Annotated in this window: 19 protein-coding genes and 1 pseudogene; 11 read left to right on the plus strand and 9 right to left on the minus strand. The window is 55.6% G+C overall.

From position 1 onward, the window contains the following. A pseudogene (locus tag J4P41_RS00005) lies at positions 1-140 on the minus strand (IS5/IS1182 family transposase); the annotation flags it as partial. A 171-nt stretch (positions 141-311) separates the two neighbouring features. On the opposite strand from J4P41_RS00005, the gene J4P41_RS00010 reads away from it, so the two are divergent. The 5 genes from J4P41_RS00010 (at position 312) to J4P41_RS00030 (ending at position 5,371) form a co-directional block, all read left to right on the plus strand. Then, positions 312-2,825 (plus strand): glycosyltransferase, encoded by a 2,514-nt coding sequence (locus J4P41_RS00010; protein ID WP_426065671.1) that lies wholly within the window; start codon positions 312-314, stop codon positions 2,823-2,825. A 21-nt stretch (positions 2,826-2,846) separates the two neighbouring features. Further along, complete coding sequence (locus J4P41_RS00015) at positions 2,847-3,293, plus strand: glycosyltransferase family 4 protein (RefSeq protein ID WP_426065672.1); 447 nt, start codon at positions 2,847-2,849, stop codon at positions 3,291-3,293. A gap of 48 nt (positions 3,294-3,341) precedes the next feature. Further along, a complete protein-coding gene (locus tag J4P41_RS00020) occupies positions 3,342-4,361 on the plus strand; it encodes a CgeB family protein (protein ID WP_211567743.1) in 1,020 nt (339 codons plus the stop codon). Between the two features lie 76 nt (positions 4,362-4,437). Then, entirely contained in the window at positions 4,438-4,767 is a 330-nt protein-coding gene (locus J4P41_RS00025; protein WP_426065673.1) for a hypothetical protein, read from the plus strand. Positions 4,768-5,245: 478 nt separating this feature from the next. Continuing rightward, positions 5,246-5,371, plus strand: coding sequence for a hypothetical protein (locus J4P41_RS00030; protein ID WP_426065674.1), 126 nt, complete (start codon positions 5,246-5,248; stop codon positions 5,369-5,371). A gap of 100 nt (positions 5,372-5,471) precedes the next feature. Here the strand turns inward: J4P41_RS00030 and J4P41_RS00035 are convergent, their stop codons facing one another. Further along, positions 5,472-8,171 (minus strand): M16 family metallopeptidase, encoded by a 2,700-nt coding sequence (locus tag J4P41_RS00035; RefSeq protein ID WP_426065675.1) that lies wholly within the window; start codon positions 8,169-8,171, stop codon positions 5,472-5,474. Between the two features lie 145 nt (positions 8,172-8,316). Here J4P41_RS00035 and J4P41_RS00040 point away from each other — a divergent pair, with 145 nt between their 5' ends. Together J4P41_RS00040 and J4P41_RS00045 are read left to right on the plus strand one after the other, a co-directional pair. Continuing rightward, positions 8,317-8,850 carry a hypothetical protein gene (locus tag J4P41_RS00040; RefSeq protein ID WP_062014936.1) on the plus strand — a complete coding sequence of 178 codons (534 nt, stop codon included), beginning with the start codon at positions 8,317-8,319 and terminating at the stop codon, positions 8,848-8,850. 12 nt (positions 8,851-8,862) lie between these two features. Beyond that, positions 8,863-9,891 carry a glycosyltransferase gene (locus J4P41_RS00045; protein WP_426065676.1) on the plus strand — a complete coding sequence of 343 codons (1,029 nt, stop codon included), beginning with the start codon at positions 8,863-8,865 and terminating at the stop codon, positions 9,889-9,891. Positions 9,892-9,897: 6 nt separating this feature from the next. On the opposite strand, the gene J4P41_RS00050 is transcribed toward J4P41_RS00045, so the two are convergent. Further along, positions 9,898-10,491, minus strand: a complete 594-nt coding sequence (locus J4P41_RS00050; RefSeq protein ID WP_061932874.1) for a DUF4339 domain-containing protein — start codon at positions 10,489-10,491, stop codon at positions 9,898-9,900. A 113-nt stretch (positions 10,492-10,604) separates the two neighbouring features. On the opposite strand from J4P41_RS00050, the gene J4P41_RS00055 reads away from it, so the two are divergent. The 3 genes from J4P41_RS00055 (at position 10,605) to J4P41_RS00065 (ending at position 13,284) form a co-directional block, all read left to right on the plus strand. Then, positions 10,605-11,012, plus strand: a complete 408-nt coding sequence (locus J4P41_RS00055; RefSeq protein ID WP_426065677.1) for an MliC family protein — start codon at positions 10,605-10,607, stop codon at positions 11,010-11,012. A 79-nt stretch (positions 11,013-11,091) separates the two neighbouring features. Then, positions 11,092-12,147: an adenosine deaminase gene (gene add, locus J4P41_RS00060; protein ID WP_426065678.1), complete on the plus strand. Its 1,056-nt coding sequence runs from the start codon at positions 11,092-11,094 to the stop codon at positions 12,145-12,147. Positions 12,148-12,357: 210 nt separating this feature from the next. Next, positions 12,358-13,284 (plus strand): lysophospholipid acyltransferase family protein, encoded by a 927-nt coding sequence (locus J4P41_RS00065; protein ID WP_426065679.1) that lies wholly within the window; start codon positions 12,358-12,360, stop codon positions 13,282-13,284. Between the two features lie 39 nt (positions 13,285-13,323). Here J4P41_RS00065 and J4P41_RS00070 read toward each other — a convergent pair whose 3' ends face one another. The 3 genes from J4P41_RS00070 to J4P41_RS00080 all read right to left on the minus strand — a co-directional run bounded on the left by J4P41_RS00070 (position 13,324) and on the right by J4P41_RS00080 (position 16,293). Continuing rightward, complete coding sequence (locus tag J4P41_RS00070) at positions 13,324-14,502, minus strand: nucleoside hydrolase (protein ID WP_426065680.1); 1,179 nt, start codon at positions 14,500-14,502, stop codon at positions 13,324-13,326. A 139-nt stretch (positions 14,503-14,641) separates the two neighbouring features. Further along, complete coding sequence (locus J4P41_RS00075) at positions 14,642-15,733, minus strand: glycosyltransferase family 61 protein (protein ID WP_426065681.1); 1,092 nt, start codon at positions 15,731-15,733, stop codon at positions 14,642-14,644. Between the two features lie 83 nt (positions 15,734-15,816). Beyond that, positions 15,817-16,293, minus strand: a complete 477-nt coding sequence (locus J4P41_RS00080) for an Lrp/AsnC family transcriptional regulator (RefSeq protein WP_010500732.1) — start codon at positions 16,291-16,293, stop codon at positions 15,817-15,819. Between the two features lie 143 nt (positions 16,294-16,436). Here J4P41_RS00080 and J4P41_RS00085 point away from each other — a divergent pair, with 143 nt between their 5' ends. Continuing rightward, positions 16,437-17,453 carry a 1-aminocyclopropane-1-carboxylate deaminase gene (locus J4P41_RS00085; RefSeq protein ID WP_426065682.1) on the plus strand — a complete coding sequence of 339 codons (1,017 nt, stop codon included), beginning with the start codon at positions 16,437-16,439 and terminating at the stop codon, positions 17,451-17,453. Positions 17,454-17,522: 69 nt separating this feature from the next. Here J4P41_RS00085 and J4P41_RS00090 read toward each other — a convergent pair whose 3' ends face one another. Genes J4P41_RS00090 through J4P41_RS00100 form a run of 3 tightly spaced genes read right to left on the minus strand, consistent with a single transcriptional unit; the run spans position 17,523 to position 21,665 of the window. Beyond that, complete coding sequence (locus J4P41_RS00090) at positions 17,523-19,835, minus strand: molybdopterin cofactor-binding domain-containing protein (RefSeq protein WP_426065683.1); 2,313 nt, start codon at positions 19,833-19,835, stop codon at positions 17,523-17,525. After that, positions 19,828-20,304 (minus strand): (2Fe-2S)-binding protein, encoded by a 477-nt coding sequence (locus J4P41_RS00095; protein ID WP_426065684.1) that lies wholly within the window; start codon positions 20,302-20,304, stop codon positions 19,828-19,830. The genes J4P41_RS00090 and J4P41_RS00095 overlap by 8 nt, the downstream gene beginning before the upstream one ends. Positions 20,305-20,330: 26 nt before the next feature. Beyond that, the gene (locus J4P41_RS00100) at positions 20,331-21,665 is read right to left on the minus strand and encodes a c-type cytochrome (protein WP_282857134.1); all 1,335 of its coding nucleotides are present in this window, start codon (positions 21,663-21,665) and stop codon (positions 20,331-20,333) included. Positions 21,666-22,078: the final 413 nt, after the last annotated feature.

The raw sequence follows: 22,078 nt of genomic DNA on the forward strand, positions 1-22,078 counted from the left end.
TCTGAATAGGCCAGAGCCTTCTCCAGATCAGGGCGGAACACCTCAAAATCCACAGTCCGGGAAAATGCCTCAAGCTGATCGCCAAGCCCGCTTAACCGGGCCAGCCGCTCTTCAACATCAAAGAAACCAGGCTGCTTCATCTGCCATCATCCCCAATCAACGCAGGAGAGATGGAATCACAGAGGAACCCTCAAATCCAGAAGGTTTTTCGAACCCTCCAGGTCGTGAAGGTCTGACGCTTGAGCAATCCGAACGGGTAGATGCCCTGCTGAATGAGAAAGCCATAGCCTGAAGCAGGAGCGTTATCCCTGATGTCTGATCCAGTCCCTGAGCAGCCCCTGTCTGCTCATCAGCCTCGTTGGCGGGCGTTTGATGAGCAGTGGTATCTGCTGCGTTATCCGGAAGTCAGGGGCTGGATGCATGAAGAAGGACATCGGGATCTTTATGCGTTTTATCTGGAGACTGGCCAGCGTTACGGCCACTCTCCCAATCGCTATTTTGATGAAATCTGGTATCGGGAAGCCTATCCGGATGTGCGTCGTGACCTGATCCAGGAAAAGTGGCAGTCAGGATTTGAGCACTATTGTGCTGAAGGCTTTCGTCAAAACTCCCCGCACTGGCTGTTTGACGAAAGCGGTTATCTGCGTCGCTATCCTGAACTCACCCGTCGGTTTCTGGATGAGCAGGGCTTTGTAAATGGCTACGATCATTATCTCGAAGTTGGCGAGGCTCGTTACTATCGGGGGCATCCGTTTTTCGACGATGAATTGTGCCGCAGACTTGCTTTGCGTTTCCCCGACTATTTTGACAGCAGCATCGGGTTGTTCGCGTCTTGGTTGAGTCTTCCGTCTAGCATCGCGGATGCAGGCCGAGTGTCATGGTATTTTGATCCCGTCTGGTATCTGGACCGATATCCGGATGTGCGCCGTGAGATTGCTGATGGTCGTTACAGCAGCGCATTGCATCATTATCTAACGAATGAGACAGCGCGTCGTTTCGACCCGCAGGAGCTGTTCTCTGAAGAGTATTATGCAGCGTCTCATCCGGACGTCGTGGCCTGTATTGACCTGGGGTCTTTCAGGAATGGCTATGAGCATTTCCTGCGCTTTGGCGCCCATGAAGGACGGGTTCCCAAAGAAGGTGTAGACCTGCTGGCGCATATGAATCGGCCTCAGGTGCGTAACGATGTCCGCAATCATGTTTATGATAGCGCCTTTGCCCATCTTGTTGCGGCGAGAACGGGCGATGTGCAGCGGGCAGCGTTGGCCGAGACGCCTGACATAGACGAAAATCATTCCCGGCAGGTTTTTGAACGGGAAGCTGAAGCGCTCTTGCCCGCTTTTGCTCGGCACCCGCTTGATTTCACGGTTACTGGCGTACCGGAAGTCAGTGTCATTGTGGTTGTTTACAATCGATTAGCTCTGACAATGCAGGCGCTGTCGTCACTGAGAGCCAATTATGCAGGTGCGATCCAGCTGATTGTTGTCGATTCAGGATCGCACGACCAGACGCGACGTCTGGGAGAACTGGTGCGCGGGGCCAAAATCCTGCGCTTCAGATATAATATCGGGTATCTTGAAGGGTGCAACGCGGCTTTGGCCGAGGTTGAGGCACCCTTCGTTCTGTATCTGAACAATGATCTGCGCCTGTATCCCTGCAGCATTGCCCATGCTCTGGAGCGGCTTCGGTTTGATGAAGGTGTCGGGGCGGTTGGGGCGAAACTGATCCGGACGAACATGCGGTTGCAGGAGGCGGGGTCTATCATCTGGCGTGATGGGTCCACCTATGGGTATCGGCGTGAGGCTAATCCCAATCTGCCGGAAGCCAATTTCGTCCGTGATGTGGATTATGTTTCTGCCGCATTCCTGATGATCCGTTCTTCCTTGCTGAGACGTCTGGGCGGATACGATCTGCGGTATCGGCCGGCTTATTTCGAAGATACGGATCTTTGTGTCCGGATTCTTAAGATGGGTCTCCGGATTGTCTATGATCCGAATGTGGTCGTGGAACATCTGGAGTATGGCAGTTCCGGTTCTGCCGGATCACAGACCCTGATGCACGCCAATCTGCGTATCTTTGCCAAAGCGCATCAGGATTTCCTGAGGCATCAACAGCCTGCTCATATCCGGAATGCCGTTCAGGCTCGCGAACGTCGATCGGACCGGAAGCATATTCTGTTTGTTGAAGACAGATTGCCGCTTCGTCGTCTGGGGTCGGGATATGTGCGCTCCAATGATGTTGTTCGTGAAATGGCGGCCCTCGGGTATCAGGTGACGGTTTTTCCGATGCTGCCGAGAGATCAGAGTGAACTCGAGCTTTTCGGGGACTTCCCTGAGACGGTCGAACTGATCGCAGATCAGCATTTGTCCACATTTCCGGACTTCATTCAGGCGCGTGCCGGGTATTATGATCTTGTCTGGGTTGGGCGAACGCACAACATGGCGCGGTTGCTTCCGATCATGAATGAAGCCAGCCGTTACTTGCCGGCGGGCGGGGCTGTGCTGGATACGGAAGTCATCTCCACACCACGCACGCTGGAGCGCATCAAGATTCTGAATCTGCCAGAACCCAAGGTGGATTTTGACGAGATGCTGCGGCGTGAACTGGATTGCGCTCATTACTGCCAGCAGATTGTCGCTGTGACGGAGCATGATGCGTCTCTGGTGCGTCGGGCAGGCTATGAGAATGTTTCGGTTCTGGGACATGAGGTGCGCATTCGCCCTACGGCAGCGCCTTTTGAGACCAGAAGAGATATTCTGTTCCTTGGGGCGCTCCATGACGAAGGGGCGCCTAACCATGACAGTCTGGAATGGTTTGTCGGATAGGTTCTGCCATTTCTGGACGACGTGCTGCCGGAAGATGTTCGCTTCACAATCGCAGGATTCATTCATCCGTCTGTCGATGTGAGTGTCTTTGCAAGGCATCCGCGCGTGGATATTGTGGGGGCTGTGCATGATCTGGCACCGCTCTTCAATAGGCATCGTGTCTTTGTGGCGCCAACACGGTTTGCCGGCGGATTGCCATTCAAGGTGCAGGAGGCTGCGGCCTTTGGGGTTCCGATGGTTGTCACGTCTCTTCTGGCCAGCCAGGTGGGATGGAAAGATGACGAGGAGCTTCTTTCGGCTGCCGCTGATGATGCCAAAGGGTTCGCGTCTCATGTTGCCCGTCTCTATCAGGACAGCGCACTCTGGGCGCGTTTGAGGGACGGTGCGCTGAAGGCGGTAGAACGGGATTGCGCTCCTGCACGATTCCGGCAGGATCTGTCTTCGATCCTGCAGGCCTGCATTGCGTAGAAGGGCCGGATGGCCGGATCATGAGAGTGTAAGGAAACAGGTGAGGCTATGACCACAGAAGTGAAAGAACATGCCGCTGCAACAGAGCGGAACGTGTCTGGCCTGACCGGACGTGTTCTGGTGTGTAGTGGTGGCCGCTATGAGAGCCAGGCCAACGCGCAGATCCGTGAGTCTATTATGGACGGTTGGGCGGAGTGCTTTGGCGAAGAAAACGTAACGGCTGTCCATATTTCTGCCGCTGCGGCGTCCGTTAAAATCCTGAAGCCTACGATCGTGTTTGCTATCGGCTCTTACCTGCCAGAAAGCACCTATTTCGGCGAAGTATGCCGGGAAGCCAAAAAGATCGGCGCCGTGACGGTTTTCTGGGCCACTGAAGACCCCTACGAACAGGATGCGAACTATCGCATTGCTGATGACTTTGACGTTGTGTTCTCCTGTGATCGCTGGGGACACAACTTCTATCAGCGTGACCGGGTGTTCCATCTGCCGCTCGCCGCAAGCCCGAAGCTGCACTACATGCCGATTGAGGAGAACGTCGAAAAAACGATCGACGTTCTGTTCTGTGGTGTGGCGTTTACCAGCCGTAAGGACATTGTGCGCAACCTTCTGCCGGTGCTTCGCAATCTGAATATCAAGATTGTTGGTCCGGGTTGGGGCGAGCTAGGTATTGGCTTCTCTGATGCGCGTATTGAGAAGTCCCAACTCGTGGAACTGTATCGTCGCTCGAAGATTGTTCTTAATCTTGGTCGTTCGCTGCATTTCGAGAACAAGCGTTTTGTGATTGCGCCTTCCACGCCGGGTCCGCGGACCTTTGAAGCGGCTCTCGCGGGTGCGTTTCAGGTCTTCCACGAAGATACGCATGAAATCCGTCGCTATTTCGATGCGGATGAAATTCCTGTCTTTTCCAATCGGATCGACTTTGAAAATCTGATTGAAAAGTATCTGGGAGATGATGAAGCGCGTCTGGCCATGACCCGCAAGGCTCAGGCGCGGACAGAGGCCGAGCATCTTTACAGCCATCGGATCAAGCAGGCCTTGGCTGTGCTTCAGTCAGAGGGACTTCTCTGATCTTGGGTGTTGCTGAGAGGGTGATTATGGAAAGCCGGGCTTCTGTCCGGCTTTTTCTTTTTGAAGGGGTGTAGTGGTGCAAACTGTCTGGCTTACGGTTTTGTTGATTGTGGCGGCGTTTCTGGAAGTCGGAGGCGATGCTCTTGTGCGATCAGGGTTGCATACGGCTGGGCTGGGACGGGTAGGATATATTGCCGCTGGAGGAGCCGTGCTTCTGGCTTATGGCCTGACCGTCAATCTGCCTGACTGGGATTTCGGACGCCTGATGGGGGTGTATGTTGCGCTGTTCTTTGTGGCCGCCCAGATCGTCGCCTATTTTGCCTTTGGCCAGACACTGACGCTTCCGATTTGTGTTGGGGGCACATTGATTGTTCTGGGTGGCGCCGTGATGACGGTTTGGCGTTAAGACATCCTCTTTGTCTCAAAACTGTTGCTTGAAATGTATTGTTGTAAAATAGAATTGTGACGTAATGTTTTCATAAAGATCCTGACGGATCTGAATGTCGTTGGGAGCTTTGCGTAGAAAATGCCACCGCATATATTTAAGAGGACCTTTTACAGCCTTACTTTTCTTGCTCTGGCCGGTTGTGTCCACACAACTGCGACTGTGGTGAATGTACCCCAAGCGTCTCAGGCGCCAAGGCGGGTTGTTGTTCCGGCCGCCTCTAATTATTACAGCCTTACGGACAGGATCGTAAAAAAAGAACAGCGATGTTATTATTGCATCCTGGAAATCGGTGAATGTTGACTGCACTACAAACCCTTATCAGGTCTTGCAGATCAATAAACAGCCTCTTCATGGTACGGCATATCTCGCTGATTATTCTGTTTTTCCTCAATTTGTAGAGAACAACCCACGTTCTCGTTGCAATAAAACCAAAGTTATGGCGAAAGCTCTGCACTACCATGCGAGCAGTGATTATACAGGATTTGATCTCGTTCTTGTGGATGCTGGTGGCCCGACAGGAGAGGTACGCAATATGGCGTTCCGTATAAAAATCATCGAATGAATTTTTAAGACGTGGGGGCTGCTCAAGATCAAGTGGTGAAAAACAGCACTGAAATACCAAGGTTCAGTAAAGGTGCCGGGAAAGCCCGGCACCTTTATTTTTACTTAGGCTGAGGTCCCAGAACGATCTGGGCCAGATCATCCGGACGCACCCATTTGCTGAAAGCAGCCTGCACCTGAGCGGGCGTCATGTCATAGATGGCCTTGGCGGCTTCGGCTGGCGAGTTCAGGGGAAGACCAAGATCGATCAGGTCCAGATAGCTTCCGGCCAAGGCGCCGAAGCTGGCGCGCGCCATGGGTTGACGGCGGAGCAGAGAGGCTTTGGCCAGATCGAGGCTCTCCTGTGAGACGGGCTGTGTCCGCATGTCCTGCACATCCTTGATGGCCAGCACACGCGCTTTGCTGACCTTGTCCGGGTCCGCGCCGAAGCTGATGCCGAACGAACTGCGGGTGCGGGAATAGCTGAAGCTGCTACCGGCTCCATAGACGTATCCGGTGCGAACGCGCAGATCCTGCATCAGGCGTGAAGAGAAGCCATTCCCAAGGATTTCGTTGCCGACAGCCAGAGCGTGGCGATCTGGATCTGTGACGTTCATTCCAACCGTTTCGACCAGCTTCACGTCATCCTGAGAGCGCCCCGGATCAGAGACAACGGCCTGAGAGGCTTTGCTGAGTGGAATGGAAGGGAGATCCACAACCGGGGCTGGGCCCGTGGCTTTCCAGCCGCCAAAAGCTTTCTCGATCTGATTTTTGGCGTCTTCTGGTGTGATGTCACCGACGACGACAATTGTGGTCAGGTCCGGACGGTAAGTGGCTGTGTAATAGGACTTCACATCGTCGAGCGTGATTTTGCTCAATGTGGCGGGCGTGGCTTCCCGGAGGGTGGGGTCATTGGCGGGGACAAGCGCGTGACGTGTGGCACGGCCAAAGCGGTAGGCTGGCGACTGAAGTTCGCCAGCGCGCGCCTGAATGGCCTCCATTTGCGTGACGTGGAATGCTTTTTCCGGGAAGGCAGGAGAGAGCTCATGCTCGGCCAGCAGGGAAAGACCCGCACTGAAATTCTGCGTCAACGTGCTGAGACTGAAACTGGGACCAGCGTTTTCGTCCGCGGAAATTTCGTCCAGCGCACTGGCGAGAGCCAGCCGGTCATGATGCGTGCTGCCATAGAGGAACATGTCCGCCGTCAGTCCGGCGACCCCCTCTTTCCCGGCAGGCTGTTGCAGAGAGGGGTTCTGCCGGATTGAACCAACCAGTTCGATTGTGTGGCTGACATGTTCTGGCTGGACCAGAAGATGGAGACCATTCGGAAGCGTATAGGCCGTTGGGAGCGGGGCTGCTGCCGGGATGCTCAGGCGGGCAAGAGCTTCGGTGGCCCATCCCGGAAGAGAAACCTTCCCGGAAGGAGGGGTGTTGAAGGATTCCGCGCCGCCATATCCTTTGCCGCCAATCGCCTTGCCTTTTTCGCTAGGCGTCAGGGTTGCGCTGATGGCGTGTTGCGGGTCCAGCAGGGCTTTGGCGAGATCATCCACCTGCGCCTTGGTGACGTTGCGGAAGGCTGCAATCATGTCATCAGGGCTGTTCAGATGCTGAATGGCGACAGCCTGCGACCAGTTTTCGGCCAGTTCGGAAATGCTGTTGGCGTTAAATTCCAGCGCTGCGATTTCCTTACGTCGTGCCGCCTCGATCAGTTCTGCCGGAACGCCATTTTTGCGGAATCCCTCCATGAGAGATGCAAGCGTATGACGGAGTTCGTCAGGGTTCGCGCCTTTGGGGAAACCGGCATAGGCCACGGCCAGACCCGCCTGTGCGTCCGGATCATACATGAAGCCTGCATCCAGTGCCTTGCCGTCCGGGACCAGCCCAAAGAGGGCACCGCGCTGGCTGGCGATGGCATCGGCCAGAAGGGTAACGGCGGCATAGTTCGGGTCACGCTGTCCCGGCATCCGCCAGGCCATGGTGACAAGCCCGATCGGCAGATCGGTATCTAGTGCAAGAGACTGGGCTTTAGCGGGCGTGGGAGTGACTGTTGGGCGTTCCGGGAGTTTGGCGGAAGGAATGTCGCCAAATGCGGCTTGAACCTTTTTCAGTGTTTCCTGTGCATCGACATCGCCGGTGATGACGAGAATGGCGTTGTTCGGCGCATACCAGCTTTCGTAAAACTGCTTGAGCAGAGGCGCCGTGGTGGCATCGAAGGACGGACGCGTTCCCAGAGCATCATGCTCATAGGGAGTTCCTGCATACAGGGCTGCCCTAACCTGCGAGAGGTAACGATAGATCGGGCTGGAAAGATCGCGCGAGACTTCCTGCTCGATGGCACCGCGCTCATGCGCCCATTCTTTTTCGGTAATGTTCAGGCCGCGCATCCGGCCTGCTTCGATCCGCAGAAGAACATCCAGATCAGCCGCCGGTGCCTTGAAATAATACTGCGTGACGTCAGACGTGGTATCCGCATTGTCGTTGTTGCCAAGTTGGGCGCTGATGGTTGAAAGCTGATCGCGCGACAGGCTTTGCGATCCATTGAACATCATGTGCTCAAGGGCATGCGCGGTACCTGGAAAGCCTTTGGGCGCATTGACGGAGCCCACTTCGTAATTGAGCATCGTCTGAACAACGGGGGCCAGCGTGTCCCGCACGATCACGACCCGAAGGCCATTGGGCAGTGTCGCCCGTGTCACGGCTGCCGGTGCCGCGGTGCTGGCCTGCGGAACTGCGGGGGCGGCCTGTGCGGTCGCCAGCAGGGGCGGTGCCAGCATGGAAGCTGCAAGCAGTGTCAGACGGGTCAGGCGGGGGAAACCGGGCATAGGATGTTAACTTCCTGCGGGTAAAATGGTCTGCCAGACAGTAAATCGACTGTCGGGGATGCTGTCTACGGGAGCAGGATTGCCGAAGGATGAATAAAAAATCATGTGACGTGCTCAATCGGTCGCCGCTAAGAGTGGAAGTATTATGACGTCTTCCAATTTTATCGTTCGCTGTGATGACTGGCTGATTGATCGCGTGTTCCAGCCGATTGCAAACCGGCTGCCTGCTGGCTTGTCTGCTGTTCAGCTTGGACTGAGCTTCCAGCTTGGGTCGCTGATGTTGAATGGTGCCGCCCTGCTGCTGCCGATCGTGCTGTTCGGTGTCACGCTGGGGGGGCTGGTTGATACGGCGCTGATCTGGTTCATGAATCTGGCCTTCTTTCTGGGTATGAAGAAGACGATCCCGTTGATCCGGCCTGGCATGATGAACCCGTTGCGCCCCATGATGCTCAGTATGCGCATGATCGCGATTGCGTTTCTGATTTATCAGCTTTTCCGTGGGCTGGATGGGGTTGGTATCGGCTGGATTCTATCCCAGCTTATGACGCTGTCTCAGCTTACATTCGTGATGGGGCTGTATTTTGTGTCTTGTCAGCCTCAGCCGCCCCGCCAGCGGATGTCTTCCCGCACTGGGCCAATCATTGAAGGCGTCTGGTCTACGGGTGGTCGAATCAACTGATTGGGAAAGACGGTGAAAATTCTTCACTGTCTTTCAACGCGGGAATTTGCCGGGACCGAGCGCCATGTCGCTGAACTGACGGCAATTCAGGCCCGTTCCCATGAGGTGACGCTGCTGCTGGAAAGCCGTACGACTGACTTTAGAACGGGCGGCGATATTACACCTCATATTGACCCGGCTGTTCGGATTGTCCGGGCAGACTGGCGAGGATATCTGGGGTGTCTGGCCAGACTGATGCAGGTCGGCTCCTTCGATGTTGTTCATACGCATCTGGGGCAGGCATCCATTCGGACTGGGGTTCTGAAAAAAGCCGGAATAGGCGGCAGGATGCCGGTCATTGGCACGCTGCATAACGTCTATCGCTGGCGCAGTTATGGCGCGCATGATGGTTTGATCTGTATTGCGCGCTGGCAGCAGGACAGTTTGCCCAAGCGATGGGCCAACCGAAATGCGCTGATTTCGAACTGGACTGTTCCCTGCGCCAAGACTGAACAGGAAGGTCCAGCTCTTCGAAAGAAATTTCGGCAGCACCACGGGATTTCGCAGGACGCTTTTGTTATCTGTGCGATGGGGCGGCTGGTTCCGGAAAAGCGGTTTGATCTGTTGGTGCAGGCATGGAAGCAGGCTGGTCTTGCGGCGGAGGCGTATCTGGTTCTGATAGGTGATGGGCCTGAGCGAGCGTGTCTTGAACGGGGACATACCGTGCGGGATCGCATTATTTTTGCGGGCTACCGGGACGACGCACCGGCCGTATTTGCCGCATTTGATGGCTTCGTTCTGCCTTCAGGTCGCGAGCCATTCGGGTTGGTTCTGCTGGAGGCTATGGCGGCCGGTTTGCCAGTCTGTGCTACGGCGGCTGGAGGCGTTTTGGATATTCTGGAGCATGATCCGGCTTCGCTCGTCACGCCGAATAATGTGGAAGCCTTATCCGCTGGGCTGAAGCGTCTCCGGCAGCAGCCCAGACGGGTCTGGGATCTGTCTTCCTACGATCTGGCGGAGCAGGCTCGGAAGACAGAACGGTTTTACCAGCGGTTTCTCTGAGCAGACTTATAATTCGTAGTGGCGAGAGACGTAGCTGGAGACATTCCCGGGATGACGCACCATGTCCCAGCTTTCTGAGAATGACGGAACGAACTGGAACAGGAATACCAGCATAGACAGGAAGAACAGCAGCATTCCGCGTCCTACGAACCGGATGCGTCTCCAGAAATACAGGGGCGGGATCAGAATCCAGAATGGTGAGCCGGGGCGGAAGCCGGCGGCCATCAGGGCGCGACGGTCTGTCAGCATGGACGTAAAGATGATGGCAAAGCTGAGAATAACAGCGATGATCCCCGACTGCCGGTCAGGCATCCCGCCGACCCAGGCCAGTGCGTTGACAATCATGCTACTGACAAACGGACCGAAAATACTCAGCCATGCCCAGCGATTGGAAACCCGGCTGGCGGGCAGTGCAGGGGGGACACCCGCAGGCTGAGGAGGCCAGAAGGAGCAGCTTCCCGCTGGTTGCCATTCCGCCCCGAAGGCTTCCGTCCAGCAGAGAGTGGAATGTTCGATCATTCCTGTTGTTGCCAGAGTGCGCATGTCCTCTTCGGAGACCGGGCCTTTGCGGCTACCGTGTTCTTCGTAAAACCAGCTCACAATCCATCCTTGCTCGGGAAAGGTGTCATCATCCTGGCAGGATGGGCGCTTAATCTGACTGAAAGATGCGTCTCAGGCAATGGCAGAGGCGTTACCCTCTCATGGAGGATCAAATGATGAAGAAATGTTCGATTGGCGTGTTGTCTGTTCTCTGCTTGGCCACTGGCCTGGCTCAGGCTGCTCCGACAGGCAGCCTGAAGATCCCTCTGCCTTCAGGAGTGAAGGTGGATCGTCAGATGGCGGTCTATACCTGTAGTGCGCAGGACGAAAACGCGAAAGACCTTCTGGCTGTGCTCCCTAAAAATCCTGTGACCGCACAGTATCTCAACGCTGGTGACATCAGTCTGGCTGTTCTGCAGATTCGTGGGCAGACACAGGTCTTTTCCAATGTCATTGCGGCGGATGGCGCAAAATATACGGCGGCTCAGTATATCTGGTGGAGCAAAGGCGATGATGTGCTCTTTTCGAGCGCTATGGACGACAAGGCACTTGTGACCTGCCGCGCCACCACAAAACGGTAAAACCGTATCGGGATCGTTTCAATTTTCCAGCAGGCATGCATGATGGTTTCCTGTCTTCGGTTGATGAGGAAAACGCATCATGTCTGCTGTCTCTATGCAGGAGTTTCTGGAAAAGCTGCCCAAGGCTGAACTCCATGTTCATCTGGAAGGAACTTTGGAGGCAGATCTGAAGATCAGGCTTGCAGAACGTAACAACCACCCTTTGAAGTCCAGCACTGCAGAAGACATCCGGCAGGGCTATGTCTACCATGACCTGCCGTCTTTTCTTGCGCTGTATTATGAAGGGGTGGAGCTTCTCCAGACCGAGCAGGATTTTCATGATCTTTGCTACGCTTATCTGGCGAAAGTGGCGCAACAGAACGTGCTCTACACCGAGATGTTCTTTGACCCGCAACTGCATATTCGCCGTGGGCTGGATTTCGGGACTGTTATTCGCGGCTTCAATGCCGCGCAGGAAGACGCTGAACGCGATTTCGGTATCCGGTCCAGTCTCATCCTGTGTTTCATCCGGGAGATGAGTGCGGAATCCGCTGATGAGACCTTCACCCAGGCGCTCCCCTATCTGGAGCGGCCTGACCGTAGTCGTATCATTGGTGTGGGTTTGGACTCTGACGAGAAGGGCAATCCTCCCGCAAAGTTTGCGAAGACTTTTGCCCGTGCAAAAGCAATGGGGCTCCACCTGACCATGCATTGCGATCTCGATCAGGAGAACACGCATGAGCACATCCGACAGGCGCTTCAGGACCTTGGGAGCGAACGTCTGGACCACGGGCTGAATGTGCTGGAAAAGACTGAACTGATTACCATGGCACGCGAAAAAGGCGTGACGTTTACGCTTTGCCCGTCCCCGAATGACGTCATCCGTCCCGGTCGGTCCCGTCAGGATATTCGGGATATGATGGCGGCAGGTCTGAAAATTACCATCAATTCCGACGACCCGGGCTATATGCAAAGTGTGTATATGACGGAAAGCCTCGCCAAGGCGCAGGCCGCTGCTGATCTGACACCGGAAGAACTCGTTCAGATTAGCAGAAATGCTTTTGAGGCAGCCTGGATCTCCGATGCAGAGCGCGAGACGTATCTGGCGGCTCTTCAGGATTTTGCGCAGACATACCGGGTTGCAGGTCCGGCCTGACGAAGACGTTGATCCTTCCTGTGGCTTCAAGGTGTGGGGGCAGGAAGGATCTTTTAAAAGTAATTTCAGGAATAATTTCATATCCTTAAAAACGAATTATGTTTTTATATGTCTGTATTTTTTCTTGATAAATATATTTCAGGTATATCCGTATTCTTTAGATACAAATCATAAATTGATTATCTCTTTTTCTGTGACGATGATCTGCCTATGGCCTTTATCGTCTCGGCTCTGCACCGCCTTTCCTATCACCTTCAATCCGCCGCACTGGGGAGTGTGATCGGCATCCTGCGCGGTGTCGGTCCAAAGCGTGCGTCTGACGCCGGCGGCTGGTTAATGCGCAGGGTGGGGATGAAACTCTCCGCTACCCGTATCGCCGATCAGAACCTGCAACAGGCTCTTCCTGGTCTCGCCGCGGATGCACGACAGCAGATCATTCGGGATGTCTGGACCAATCTGGGAAGAAACGTCACGGAACTGCCTCATCTGGCGTCGTTTGCGCGCAGTGAGGTTGGACCGGGTTGGGAAATCGAGGGCGAAGAGCATCTTGTTGCTCTTCAGGCTCAAGGAGCACAGGCTCTGTTCTTTTCCGGCCATCTGGGAAACTGGGAACTGATCCTGCCGATCGCGACCAGCTTGGGTATGTCGGTTGCAGGTTTTTATCGGGCTTCGTCCAATCTGGCCGTTGAAAGCGCGACGCAAAAAATGCGCCAGAAGGCTCTTGGCTCGACTGGTACGATGTTTCCCAAAGGCCCCAAGGGTGCCCGGCAGGCTCTGACCCATTTACAGAATGGCGGATCACTGGGTTTTCTGGTGGATCAGAAGATGAATGACGGGCTCGCTATTCCGTTTTTGGGGCGTGACGCGATGACGGCTCCGGCTGTGGCGCAACTGGCTCTACGTTTCAACCTTCCCATCATTCCCGTGTACATTGTTCGTCTGGGAGAAGGGCGGTTCCGTATGGTGTGTGAAGCACCGTTACAGGCTGCGCGCACGGGCGATCGTCATGCGGATATCCGGTCTATTTGTGTTGCCATGAACGAGACGCTTGAGCGTTGGGTCCGTGAGCGACCCGGAGCATGGCTCTGGCTGCATCGGCGGTGGCCAAAAGAACCAATGCCCCTGCCTGCAGTATGAAAAAAGCCCCGCGACGATGTGTAGCGGGGCTTTGATGTTTCAGGGCAGAGGACGACCGCTGACGGGAGCCTGTGGGCTGCCAATCAGATCAAGGATCTGCTTCTCAAGTTTCGGCACATTGATGCGTAAAACGACCTCGTTCTTACGCTCACCCAGACCCGGTTCATAACCCGGCGTCCAAGAGACAACGTCTCCATAGCCCGGACCGAACTGGCTGTTCACATCGACGAACAGTTCCTGTTTCTCCGTAATGATGCTCGGATCCAGCCAGACGGATGCTGCAATCTCATCCCAGAGCGGGAACCCACTCAGATGCCACTTCATGACATGCCCGATGGGCGTGCCGGTTGCTTCCAGCTTCTTCAGAAATTCCGGCGTCAGTTCGGTATCTGTTGAAGGGTCGGCCGGAACCATCACGATGTGCCTCCACGGTGCGCGAAGAGCAGCGCTTGCGCTTTCCGGGTCCAGACGGAAGTTGAACTCACGGCGGGGACTGTTCAGGAATTCACGCGCGAACTGATGCGCCACAACGCCGGGCCGGGTCTGGCGCGGGTTCAGGCCACCACCCATGTAGACGAGTTCTTTCGCAAGGCTCGCAAATTCCGGATCGAGCGTCTGCGCCAGTGCAATATTGGTCATTGGCCCCGTTGCGATGATGCTGACCTGCCCTGGATACTGATGAACCATACGGATCAGGAAATCAGCCGCACGCTCGTTTTCCGGCTTCTTGACCGGGTTGCCATAGGGCAGATCCGGCACAACGTCGGGGCCATGATAATAGGGCAGGGGTTGCTCGGTCTTCTCGACCCATTTCTTCATCCAGACGCCCTTCCAGATCAGCTTGCCATAAAGGGCTTCCCAGCGATCTGTGAGCTTTTCGGAGTTCAGGAACGGGTATGTCGCGCCGGGAACGACAGGGATGTCTGCCCTGCCTGCCACTTCCACGCCACGAAGCGCATCATTCGTCGCTTCTTTCTGCCAGACGTCTCCCGTGACGGTCGTGATGCCAAGCACGCGCACGTTGGGCGCCTTGATGATCATCCACTGGGCGATGCTGAAACCGTCATCATCAAAAATGACGAGACGCGGATCAGCCTTGGCCTGCGTTGCTCCGGCGAGAAAAGTGCCAACGGTCAGGCTGAGAGCCAGGGTTTTGCAAAACTGTTTGCGTATCTTTGTGAAACGTTCCGCTTTGCGGACGATTGAAAGGAGAGGCATGGGAGACTGTGTCCATGGCTGTTGGCAGAGAACCGCGAGACCATACCTCAATGAAAGGGTTTGCACATCGCGAACCAGCCGTTCGCAGCTCTTTGGAATAATTATATTTCAGGACGGCGGGTACGCGTTTTGCGAATGCTTACGGAATGAGAGCGTCAATTTTCTGGAGGAAAGCCTGAAGATCTTCTTCAGAACATCCAACCAGGAACTCGTTTTTTTCGGGGGTGGGCCACGCGCAGCCTTTGGTCACATAGACATTCTGATGGCCCATCAGAAACCCGATGTTCAACTGAACGGCGTTCCAGAAGCCAAGACATCCGACGACAGTGGCAGGACCGGAAAACAGCGTGCTGTGCATGCCTGATCCATGTTCGCCAATAACCGCTGCTGCGTCGGAAAAAATTTCGATCTGCTCTTCAAGGGAGAGCTTTTCGGGGTGGATAATTTCATAGCCATGTTCTGCCGCCATGGATTCAAAAGCTGCACGGTTGGGGAATGGCCGATTGCCATGTGAGAAGTCTGCCCGGGACACCAGAATCTTGCGGGATTTCTTTTCAGTACGGATGTTCGGTTTCAGGGAATTGTAAAAATCCCTGACGAAACTGTGGAAGGAAAATTCTCCCGTGTAGCAGTACGATGGAAGAATGGCCTCTCTGCACAGAACGATATCGGAGCCGGGATTATATCCGATGATATTGTCTTTGTTGACGCCGCACGCCAGAGCCAGAAAGCGGTAAATCCATTCGGGTGATGAATGCGGAAGAAGGATTTTCAGGTCCGCAAAATGCTCTCCCTTCACGGCTTTTACGACACCGAACCGGGGCAGATAATCAATCAGCCAGTGCCCCCAGATCTCAAAAGAAATCCCATCGGCGACAATGACTGGCTCTTCTATAATGATCTTATTTTTGGAAGACTGTGAAAAATAGTCTTCTTCAGGCGGAATTGTACGTTGATTGTCCTGCCCTGTGGCACAGTCATAGACCAGATGCGTGCTGAGAATTGTACTGCCCGGGCGCGTCACAATAAGGTCTTTGACGGTATAAAAACCAACGGGGTTAAGGTCTTCGGTCGGTCTTTTCCAATGGTGCTCGTAAACCCACCCCCGATGATCCGTCAGTTCCCAGATTTTGAAGGGTCCAACGGATTTTTCGGCTGGCCTGCATTCCTGAAAGTCTGAAATCCCGCAATCGGCAGTTTTCGTTCCTTGGGACAGATCGGAAAATCTCATGACGTCAAGACCTTTGATTTTACTGTATCGCCAACAATAGAAGCCTTTCCGGATCTCTTCCAGACGTTGGAATATTTTGAGCTTTAGAAAGCCAGCGGTGCGTTGTCTTTCACTTCCTTGATAACGAAAAACGTCCTGGCCTGACGAACACCGGGGAAAGCGATCAGCTTTTCGGCATGAAGGCGGTTGAAATCCGCCATGTCATCCACGCGGATTTTGAGAAGATAATCAAAATCGCCCGCTACCAGATGACAGTCCAGCACCATGGGCATGTTTTTCACGGCGGCTTCCAGTTCCGCAAAACTCTCTGGTGTGGACCGGTCCAGCACGACGCCAACGAGTGCAATGGTGCCAAGCCCGACCTTCACCGGGTCAATTTCCGCTCGAACACCGCGGATATAACCTTCCTGAAATAGGCGCTGCGTTCTGCGATGACAGGTCGCGGGACTGACATTCACATGCTCTGCGAGTTCGGCATTGGACATGCGACCGTTTCCCTGCAGAAGCCGAAGAATCCTGCGGTCAATGGCATCGAGATCAGAGGAGGAAGACTCTTTCATAATAATCCTAAAAATTAATAATATCTTCGATAAAAATCGAGATTGATGAGTTTTCAGAAGAAAATATAGATCAAATTAGAAAGCACCTTCCGAAGAAAATTCATTACGCCTCGTGGCCTGTCATTCTTTCAAGGGCACAGACCATGAAGCTGGAAAAATTCGAGCGTTATCCTTTGACATTCGGTAAGACTGCCATTGAGCATCTGCCACGGCTAAGTGAAGCGCTGGGTGGCAAGGTGCAGATCTACGCCAAGCGTGAAGACTGTAATTCCGGCATGGCGCTGGGCGGGAACAAACTCCGCAAGCTGGAATATATCGTGCCGGACATTCTAGCCTCTGGCGCTGATACGCTAGTCTCCATCGGCGGTGTGCAGTCCAACCATACCCGCATGATCGCAGCGACAGCCGCCAAGCTGGGCATGAAATGCGTTGTCGTGCAGGAGAAATGGGTCCCGCATTATGACGCCGTTTATGACCGTGTCGGCAATATCCTCATGACGCGCCTCATGGGGGCTGAGTCCCGCATCGTGGAAGATGGTTTTGACATCGGTATCCGCCAGAGCTGGGAAGATGCCATTCAATCCGTGAAGGATTCTGGTGGAAAGCCCTATGCCATTCCGGCCGGTGCGTCGGTTCATCAATATGGCGGCGTCGGTTACGCTGCTTTTGCGGAAGAAGTCGCGGAACAGGAAAAGGAACTCGGTTTCACGTTCGATTACATTATCGTCTGTGTCGTGACGGGGTCGACGCAGGCGGGAATGATCGTGGGGTTTGCGGCGCAGGACCGTGCAGATCGGGTTATCGGTATTGATGCTTCCGGAACGCCCGAGCAGACGCGCGAACAGGTGAGGGAGATCGTGGATCGTACGGCGGATCTGGTGGAACTGGGGCGGGCAGTGCGGGACGATGAGATCGTGATCCTCGAAGACTACGCCTATCCCGCGTATGGCGTTCCTTCAGAAGAAACGAACGAAGCCATCAGGCTGGCTGCTCGCACAGAAGCCATGATGACCGACCCCGTTTATGAAGGGAAATCCATGCAGGGTCTGATTGACCTGACCAAGAAGGGATATTTCCCGGACGGGTCAAAGGTTCTGTACGTTCATCTGGGCGGCGCACCGGCCCTGAACGGCTACAGCTATTATTATCGCAACGGCTGATGCAGCCATAAAAAACGCCGCGTCCCGAGTGGGCGCGGCGTTTCTGTTTTCCGACGATAGGGCCGGGCTTTAGCTGTTGTGACCGTTCAGTTCACGCAGTACGTCCGCCGGACGCATCGGAAGGTGACGCAGGCGCACACCCACGGCATTGAACACGGCATTGCCGATGGCGGGAGCCACAACCGTCACACCCGGTTCACCAAGACCCGTAGGCTTCTCGGTGTTCTGGACGAACTCGATGTCCATCTCCGGCACGTCTGGAAGACGGACCGGCGTGTAGGTGTTGAGGTTGCTGTCCTTGATGGTGCCATTGACGATTTCGGTGCCCTCAAACAGAGCCATGCTCAGACCCCACAGAGCCGCACCCTCGGTCTGTGCCAGTGCGCCGCCCGGATCAACGATCGTGCCCGCATCCAGCACCAGCCAGAGCTTCTGGCAGGTAATCACGCCGGTCTTGCGATCAACGTGAACCTGAGCCGCACCAGCCGTCCAGGTCGGCATACCGCGTTCCTGACCAAAGCTGGTCGCGATGCCGATGGCCGTGTCTGCTGGAAGCTGCGTCTTGCCGTAGTTGATCTTTTCGGCGAGCCGCTGAAGAGCAGCAGCCTGACGCTTGGCCCCGCCGACGGCATTTGGCGCATCGCCCGCGTTACGGCCTGTGCCCGTGAACATGGACAGGCGGAACTCCAGCGGGTCCTGCTTGGTCTGATGAGCAATTTCATCAAGGAAGGACTCAAGCGCCCATGGCGTCCAGCCCGCCGACACGGAACGGAGCCAACCCGGACGGAAGGTCTTGTTGGCCAGATCGTTCGTGATGGCGCGAACGCGGGTCGGACCAGTTTCGTACCAGTGATCCGCACCGGCAATGGCGAACTGATCGTAAGACTTGCCGTCTTCGCCCTTTGCCATGAAAGCAGGGGCCATGATGAGCGTCGGCCAGCCAGCCGTCGCAGCATAGTCCATCGCCGTGATCTTCTTCTGGTCTGCGTCGAGGGCGACGCGGATCGTCTGAAGGGACGGGGAGCGGATGGAGTCAAACGCCATATCGTCAGAGCGCGTCAGGATCAGCTTGACGGGTGCGCCACCAATCTCTTTGGACGCCAGCGCCGCCGGGATGGAATAGTCACCGTTCAGACGACGACCAAATCCGCCACCGAGCAGATAGGTCCGCATGACGATCTGCTCTTCTGGCACCTGAAGCGCCTTGGAGAGCTGCGGCAGAACAAGGGACTGCCACTGGTTGCCGGTATGGATTTCCCACATGCCGTCAACATGACGGGCCACGGCATTGACCGGCTCAAGCTGGTAATGCGCAACGGAGGCACAGGTATAGCTGCGCTCGAAGCTGTGTGCCGGATGAGCCAGAGCTTCATCCACGCCCTTGTCGTTGAAGACGCGCGCCCCTGTGTTCGGGTCTGCAATCAGCTTGCGGCCGTGTTCAATAATGTCGGCTTCCGAGACATTGATCGTCGGGCCGGGATTCCACTGAACCTTCAAAACGTCCGCAGCCTTGATGGCGGCCGGATAGGTTTTGGCCAGAGCCACAACCCAGCCCGGAACGATACCGGACGGATCATCCAGAACAACATAGCGCAGGAAGCCGGGGATCTTCTTGGCTTCGCTGTCATCGACTGACTGCACCTTAGCGGCATAACGCGTTGGCGGCATCTTGGGGCGGCCATAGACCATCCCTTCAAGCTTTACGTCGATGCCGTAGATGGCCTTGCCCGTCGTCTTGTCTGGAATATCCAGAGCGGGAACCGGCTTGCTGATCAGGCGGCGTTCGCTGGCAGGCTTGAGTGGCAGCTTGGCCATCTCATCCGCCGTGAAGCTCCGCGTTGGCTTGGCTTTGGAGACGATCTCGCCGTAGGAAATGCTCTTGCCGCCAGCCGTGACCGTGCTGTTGCGGGCAACGCATTTGTCTGGCGTGGTGCCGAGCAGCTTTGCGCCTTCTTCCAGCATGATCGTACGGCCTGCGGCGCCGGCCTGACGGAACGTGTCCCACGTATCCCAAACAGACCAGGAACCGCCGGTCACGAACTTGCCAGCCCATTTCGGGGCGGTGTCCACTTCCGTGATTTTGATGTGATCCCAGTCGGCTTCCATTTCGTCCGCAATGATACGGGCGAGGGCGGTTCCGACGTGCTGACCCATCTCGGCACGGACGATATTGACGTTGATGGAGCCATCCGGCGCGATGGCGCACCACATGTTCGGCTCGAATGCGGCTTCTGGCGGCATGGCCGACGGATAGGTCTGGGAGGCTTCAGCCTTACGGGCAAAGCCGAACATCAGACCAGCCCCGGCGGCCGTCATCAGGAAGCTGCGGCGTGAGAGGCGGGCTTTGTCCGACTTGCGGGCAATCTGCTCGATTTTAGCCATTGTTGGCGCCTCCCTGCTGTGCGGCAGCCGCTTCCTTGATGGCCTTGCGAATGCGGATATAGGTCATGCAGCGGCAGAGACTGCCCCCCATGACACCGTCAATTTCGGCATCCGTTGGGCTCGGGTAGTCTTTCAGAAGGCTCGCAGCCTGCATGATCTGGCCGGACTGACAGTAGCCGCACTGTGGCACCTGCTGGTCACGCCAGGCGACCTGCACGACGTGATTACCTTCCGGGTCGAGACCTTCAATCGTTGTGATCGAAGCACCTTCGACGGAAGACAGGGCCGTGATGCAGGAACGCGTGGCGCGCCCACCCACATGCACGGTGCAGGCACCGCATTCACCGATACCGCAACCGAACTTGGTGCCGGTCAGGTTCAGTTCGTCACGCAGGACCCACAGCAGGGGGGTGTCATCCGGTGCATCGACCGAAACGGGTTGTCCGTTGAGTTCAAATTTCGTCGTCATCTTCGTGTTTCCCTGTCCTGCCCGGATCAGTGCGAGGCGTTAACGGGCGGTGCGGACAGTGTGGCGCGGGCTTCCGCGGCCTTCTTTTCCAGATCCGTCCAGGGGGGGAGGGTGGTGCGGGTGCGGCGCAGATACGCGGCGATGCGGGCCATGTCATGGTCCGAAAGGGCCGTGTAGAAGCTCGGCATGGCGATGTTGTCCTGACCTTCGGCAGCACCGATGCCATGCAACATCACCTGGAAGAGATTGTTTGGCTCATCTAGCCACAGCGCATTGTTCAGAGCCAGTTCCGGACGACCGGAAACAGGCTTAGGGCCGGAATTGTAATGGCAGGCGCCACAGGCACCCTGATAGAGACGGGCATCCGCATCGAGCGTCTGCGGACCGACCAGATCCTTGCCAGACATCTGCATGGCACGGGCAATCGCAGCTTCATCGCCATGAGCACGCTGATCAGCCTTGGCGATGTCAGCATAATAATGAGCAATGGCGTGCACATCTTCTTCCGGAATTTTGGACAGGAAGCGATGCGGCACGGGAGACATCGGGCCAGCCGCAGAACCGTGCAGCGGGGCTACGCCGAAGCGCAGGTACTGGAAGAATTCATCTTCCGTCCAGACAACCGGCGTCGGGTTATGGTCGTTCAGCGGCGGCGCAATCCAGCCATCAATGACGGCACCGTCATAGGCATGGCTTGCCTTTTCTGCGCCGAGAAGGTTACGCGGCGTATGGCAGGCGCCACAATGGGCGTTGCCTTCAGCTAGATAGGCGCCACGGTTCCACTGTGCATCATGCTTCGGGTCGTTCTGGTAGCGGCCCGGCGTGAAGAACAGGAGCTTCCAGAAGCCCTGACCGATCAGGCGAATGTTGATCGGGAAGGGGACCGTGTTGTCACGCGGTTTCAGATGCACGGCTGGACGGGTCATCAGATACGCATACAGGTCCGAGACGTCCTGATCGTTGACCTTTGTGAAGTGGTCGAACGGGAAGGCCGGATAAAGCTGCGAGCCATCGCGGGCGATGCCCTTGTTCATGGCGCGCTTGAACGCTTCCAGAGACCAGTTGCCGATACCCCATTCCGGGTCAGGCGTGATGTTGGAGGAGAAGATGTCACCGAACGGGGTGGCCATCTTGAAATCACCAGCCAGTTCGGGGCCGGGCTTGCCATCCACGCGGGTGTGACACTCCGCGCAGTATCCGCCAGCCGCGACGATTTCGCCACGCTTGATGGCGTCCGCGGAAAAGGACGATGCAGAAGGGGGGGAGATTGGGGAAATTGCAGGATACCAAGCATAAGCGAGGAACCCGAGACCGCCCACCGCACCGAGGCCCACAATACTGGCGGCTATCCGTTTGAGCATTCTTGTACTGTCCCGGCACTGTTTTCAGAACTGCCGTCCACGTTGTGACGGATGATTGCCCCTCAATATGGCACACGCCACAGAAATGGAAGATTGAGATAACTCAAAATTCATCTGGATTGATGTTGTCATGCAGTTTTCATGGAGGAGGGGCTTCAATGTCACACATATTCAAAAATCTTTCAGTCAAATCCATGCAGGGATGCGTCAATATTCAGATTTATAAATAGGTATTTTATTGGTCCTATATGGTTCCATCACTGTCTAGGCACTCTGAAAAAACGATTCGGTCTGGATGAATATTCTGTCACCGAGTGCCAAAAAGAAGATATGTTTCAACTCAGGCTGAGAGTCCTGTCGCAAGGAGAAGAGGCCGGCCCAGTTTCCGATCCCCCCTGACAGGGGCTAGGATG

Origin of the sequence: Gluconobacter sp. NFX36, from assembly GCF_049887835.1 — a bacterium.
GTDB lineage: Bacteria > Pseudomonadota > Alphaproteobacteria > Acetobacterales > Acetobacteraceae > Gluconobacter > Gluconobacter japonicus_A.

Excerpts from the sequence above, each read along its gene's own strand:
- J4P41_RS00010 (WP_426065671.1), top strand. The coding sequence starts at position 312 with ATGTCTGATCCAGTCCCTGAGCAGCCCCTGTCTGCTCATCAGCCTCGT.
- J4P41_RS00020 (WP_211567743.1), top strand. The coding sequence starts at position 3,342 with ATGACCACAGAAGTGAAAGAACATGCCGCTGCAACAGAGCGGAACGTG.
- J4P41_RS00030 (WP_426065674.1), top strand. The coding sequence starts at position 5,246 with ATGGCGAAAGCTCTGCACTACCATGCGAGCAGTGATTATACAGGATTT.
- J4P41_RS00035 (WP_426065675.1), bottom strand. The coding sequence starts at position 8,171 with ATGCCCGGTTTCCCCCGCCTGACCCGTCTGACACTGCTTGCAGCTTCC.
- J4P41_RS00040 (WP_062014936.1), top strand. The coding sequence starts at position 8,317 with ATGACGTCTTCCAATTTTATCGTTCGCTGTGATGACTGGCTGATTGAT.
- J4P41_RS00055 (WP_426065677.1), top strand. The coding sequence starts at position 10,605 with ATGATGAAGAAATGTTCGATTGGCGTGTTGTCTGTTCTCTGCTTGGCC.
- add (WP_426065678.1), top strand. The coding sequence starts at position 11,092 with ATGTCTGCTGTCTCTATGCAGGAGTTTCTGGAAAAGCTGCCCAAGGCT.
- J4P41_RS00065 (WP_426065679.1), top strand. The coding sequence starts at position 12,358 with ATGGCCTTTATCGTCTCGGCTCTGCACCGCCTTTCCTATCACCTTCAA.
- J4P41_RS00070 (WP_426065680.1), bottom strand. The coding sequence starts at position 14,502 with ATGCCTCTCCTTTCAATCGTCCGCAAAGCGGAACGTTTCACAAAGATA.
- J4P41_RS00075 (WP_426065681.1), bottom strand. The coding sequence starts at position 15,733 with ATGAGATTTTCCGATCTGTCCCAAGGAACGAAAACTGCCGATTGCGGG.
- J4P41_RS00080 (WP_010500732.1), bottom strand. The coding sequence starts at position 16,293 with ATGAAAGAGTCTTCCTCCTCTGATCTCGATGCCATTGACCGCAGGATT.
- J4P41_RS00085 (WP_426065682.1), top strand. The coding sequence starts at position 16,437 with ATGAAGCTGGAAAAATTCGAGCGTTATCCTTTGACATTCGGTAAGACT.
- J4P41_RS00090 (WP_426065683.1), bottom strand. The coding sequence starts at position 19,835 with ATGGCTAAAATCGAGCAGATTGCCCGCAAGTCGGACAAAGCCCGCCTC.
- J4P41_RS00095 (WP_426065684.1), bottom strand. The coding sequence starts at position 20,304 with ATGACGACGAAATTTGAACTCAACGGACAACCCGTTTCGGTCGATGCA.
- J4P41_RS00100 (WP_282857134.1), bottom strand. The coding sequence starts at position 21,665 with ATGCTCAAACGGATAGCCGCCAGTATTGTGGGCCTCGGTGCGGTGGGC.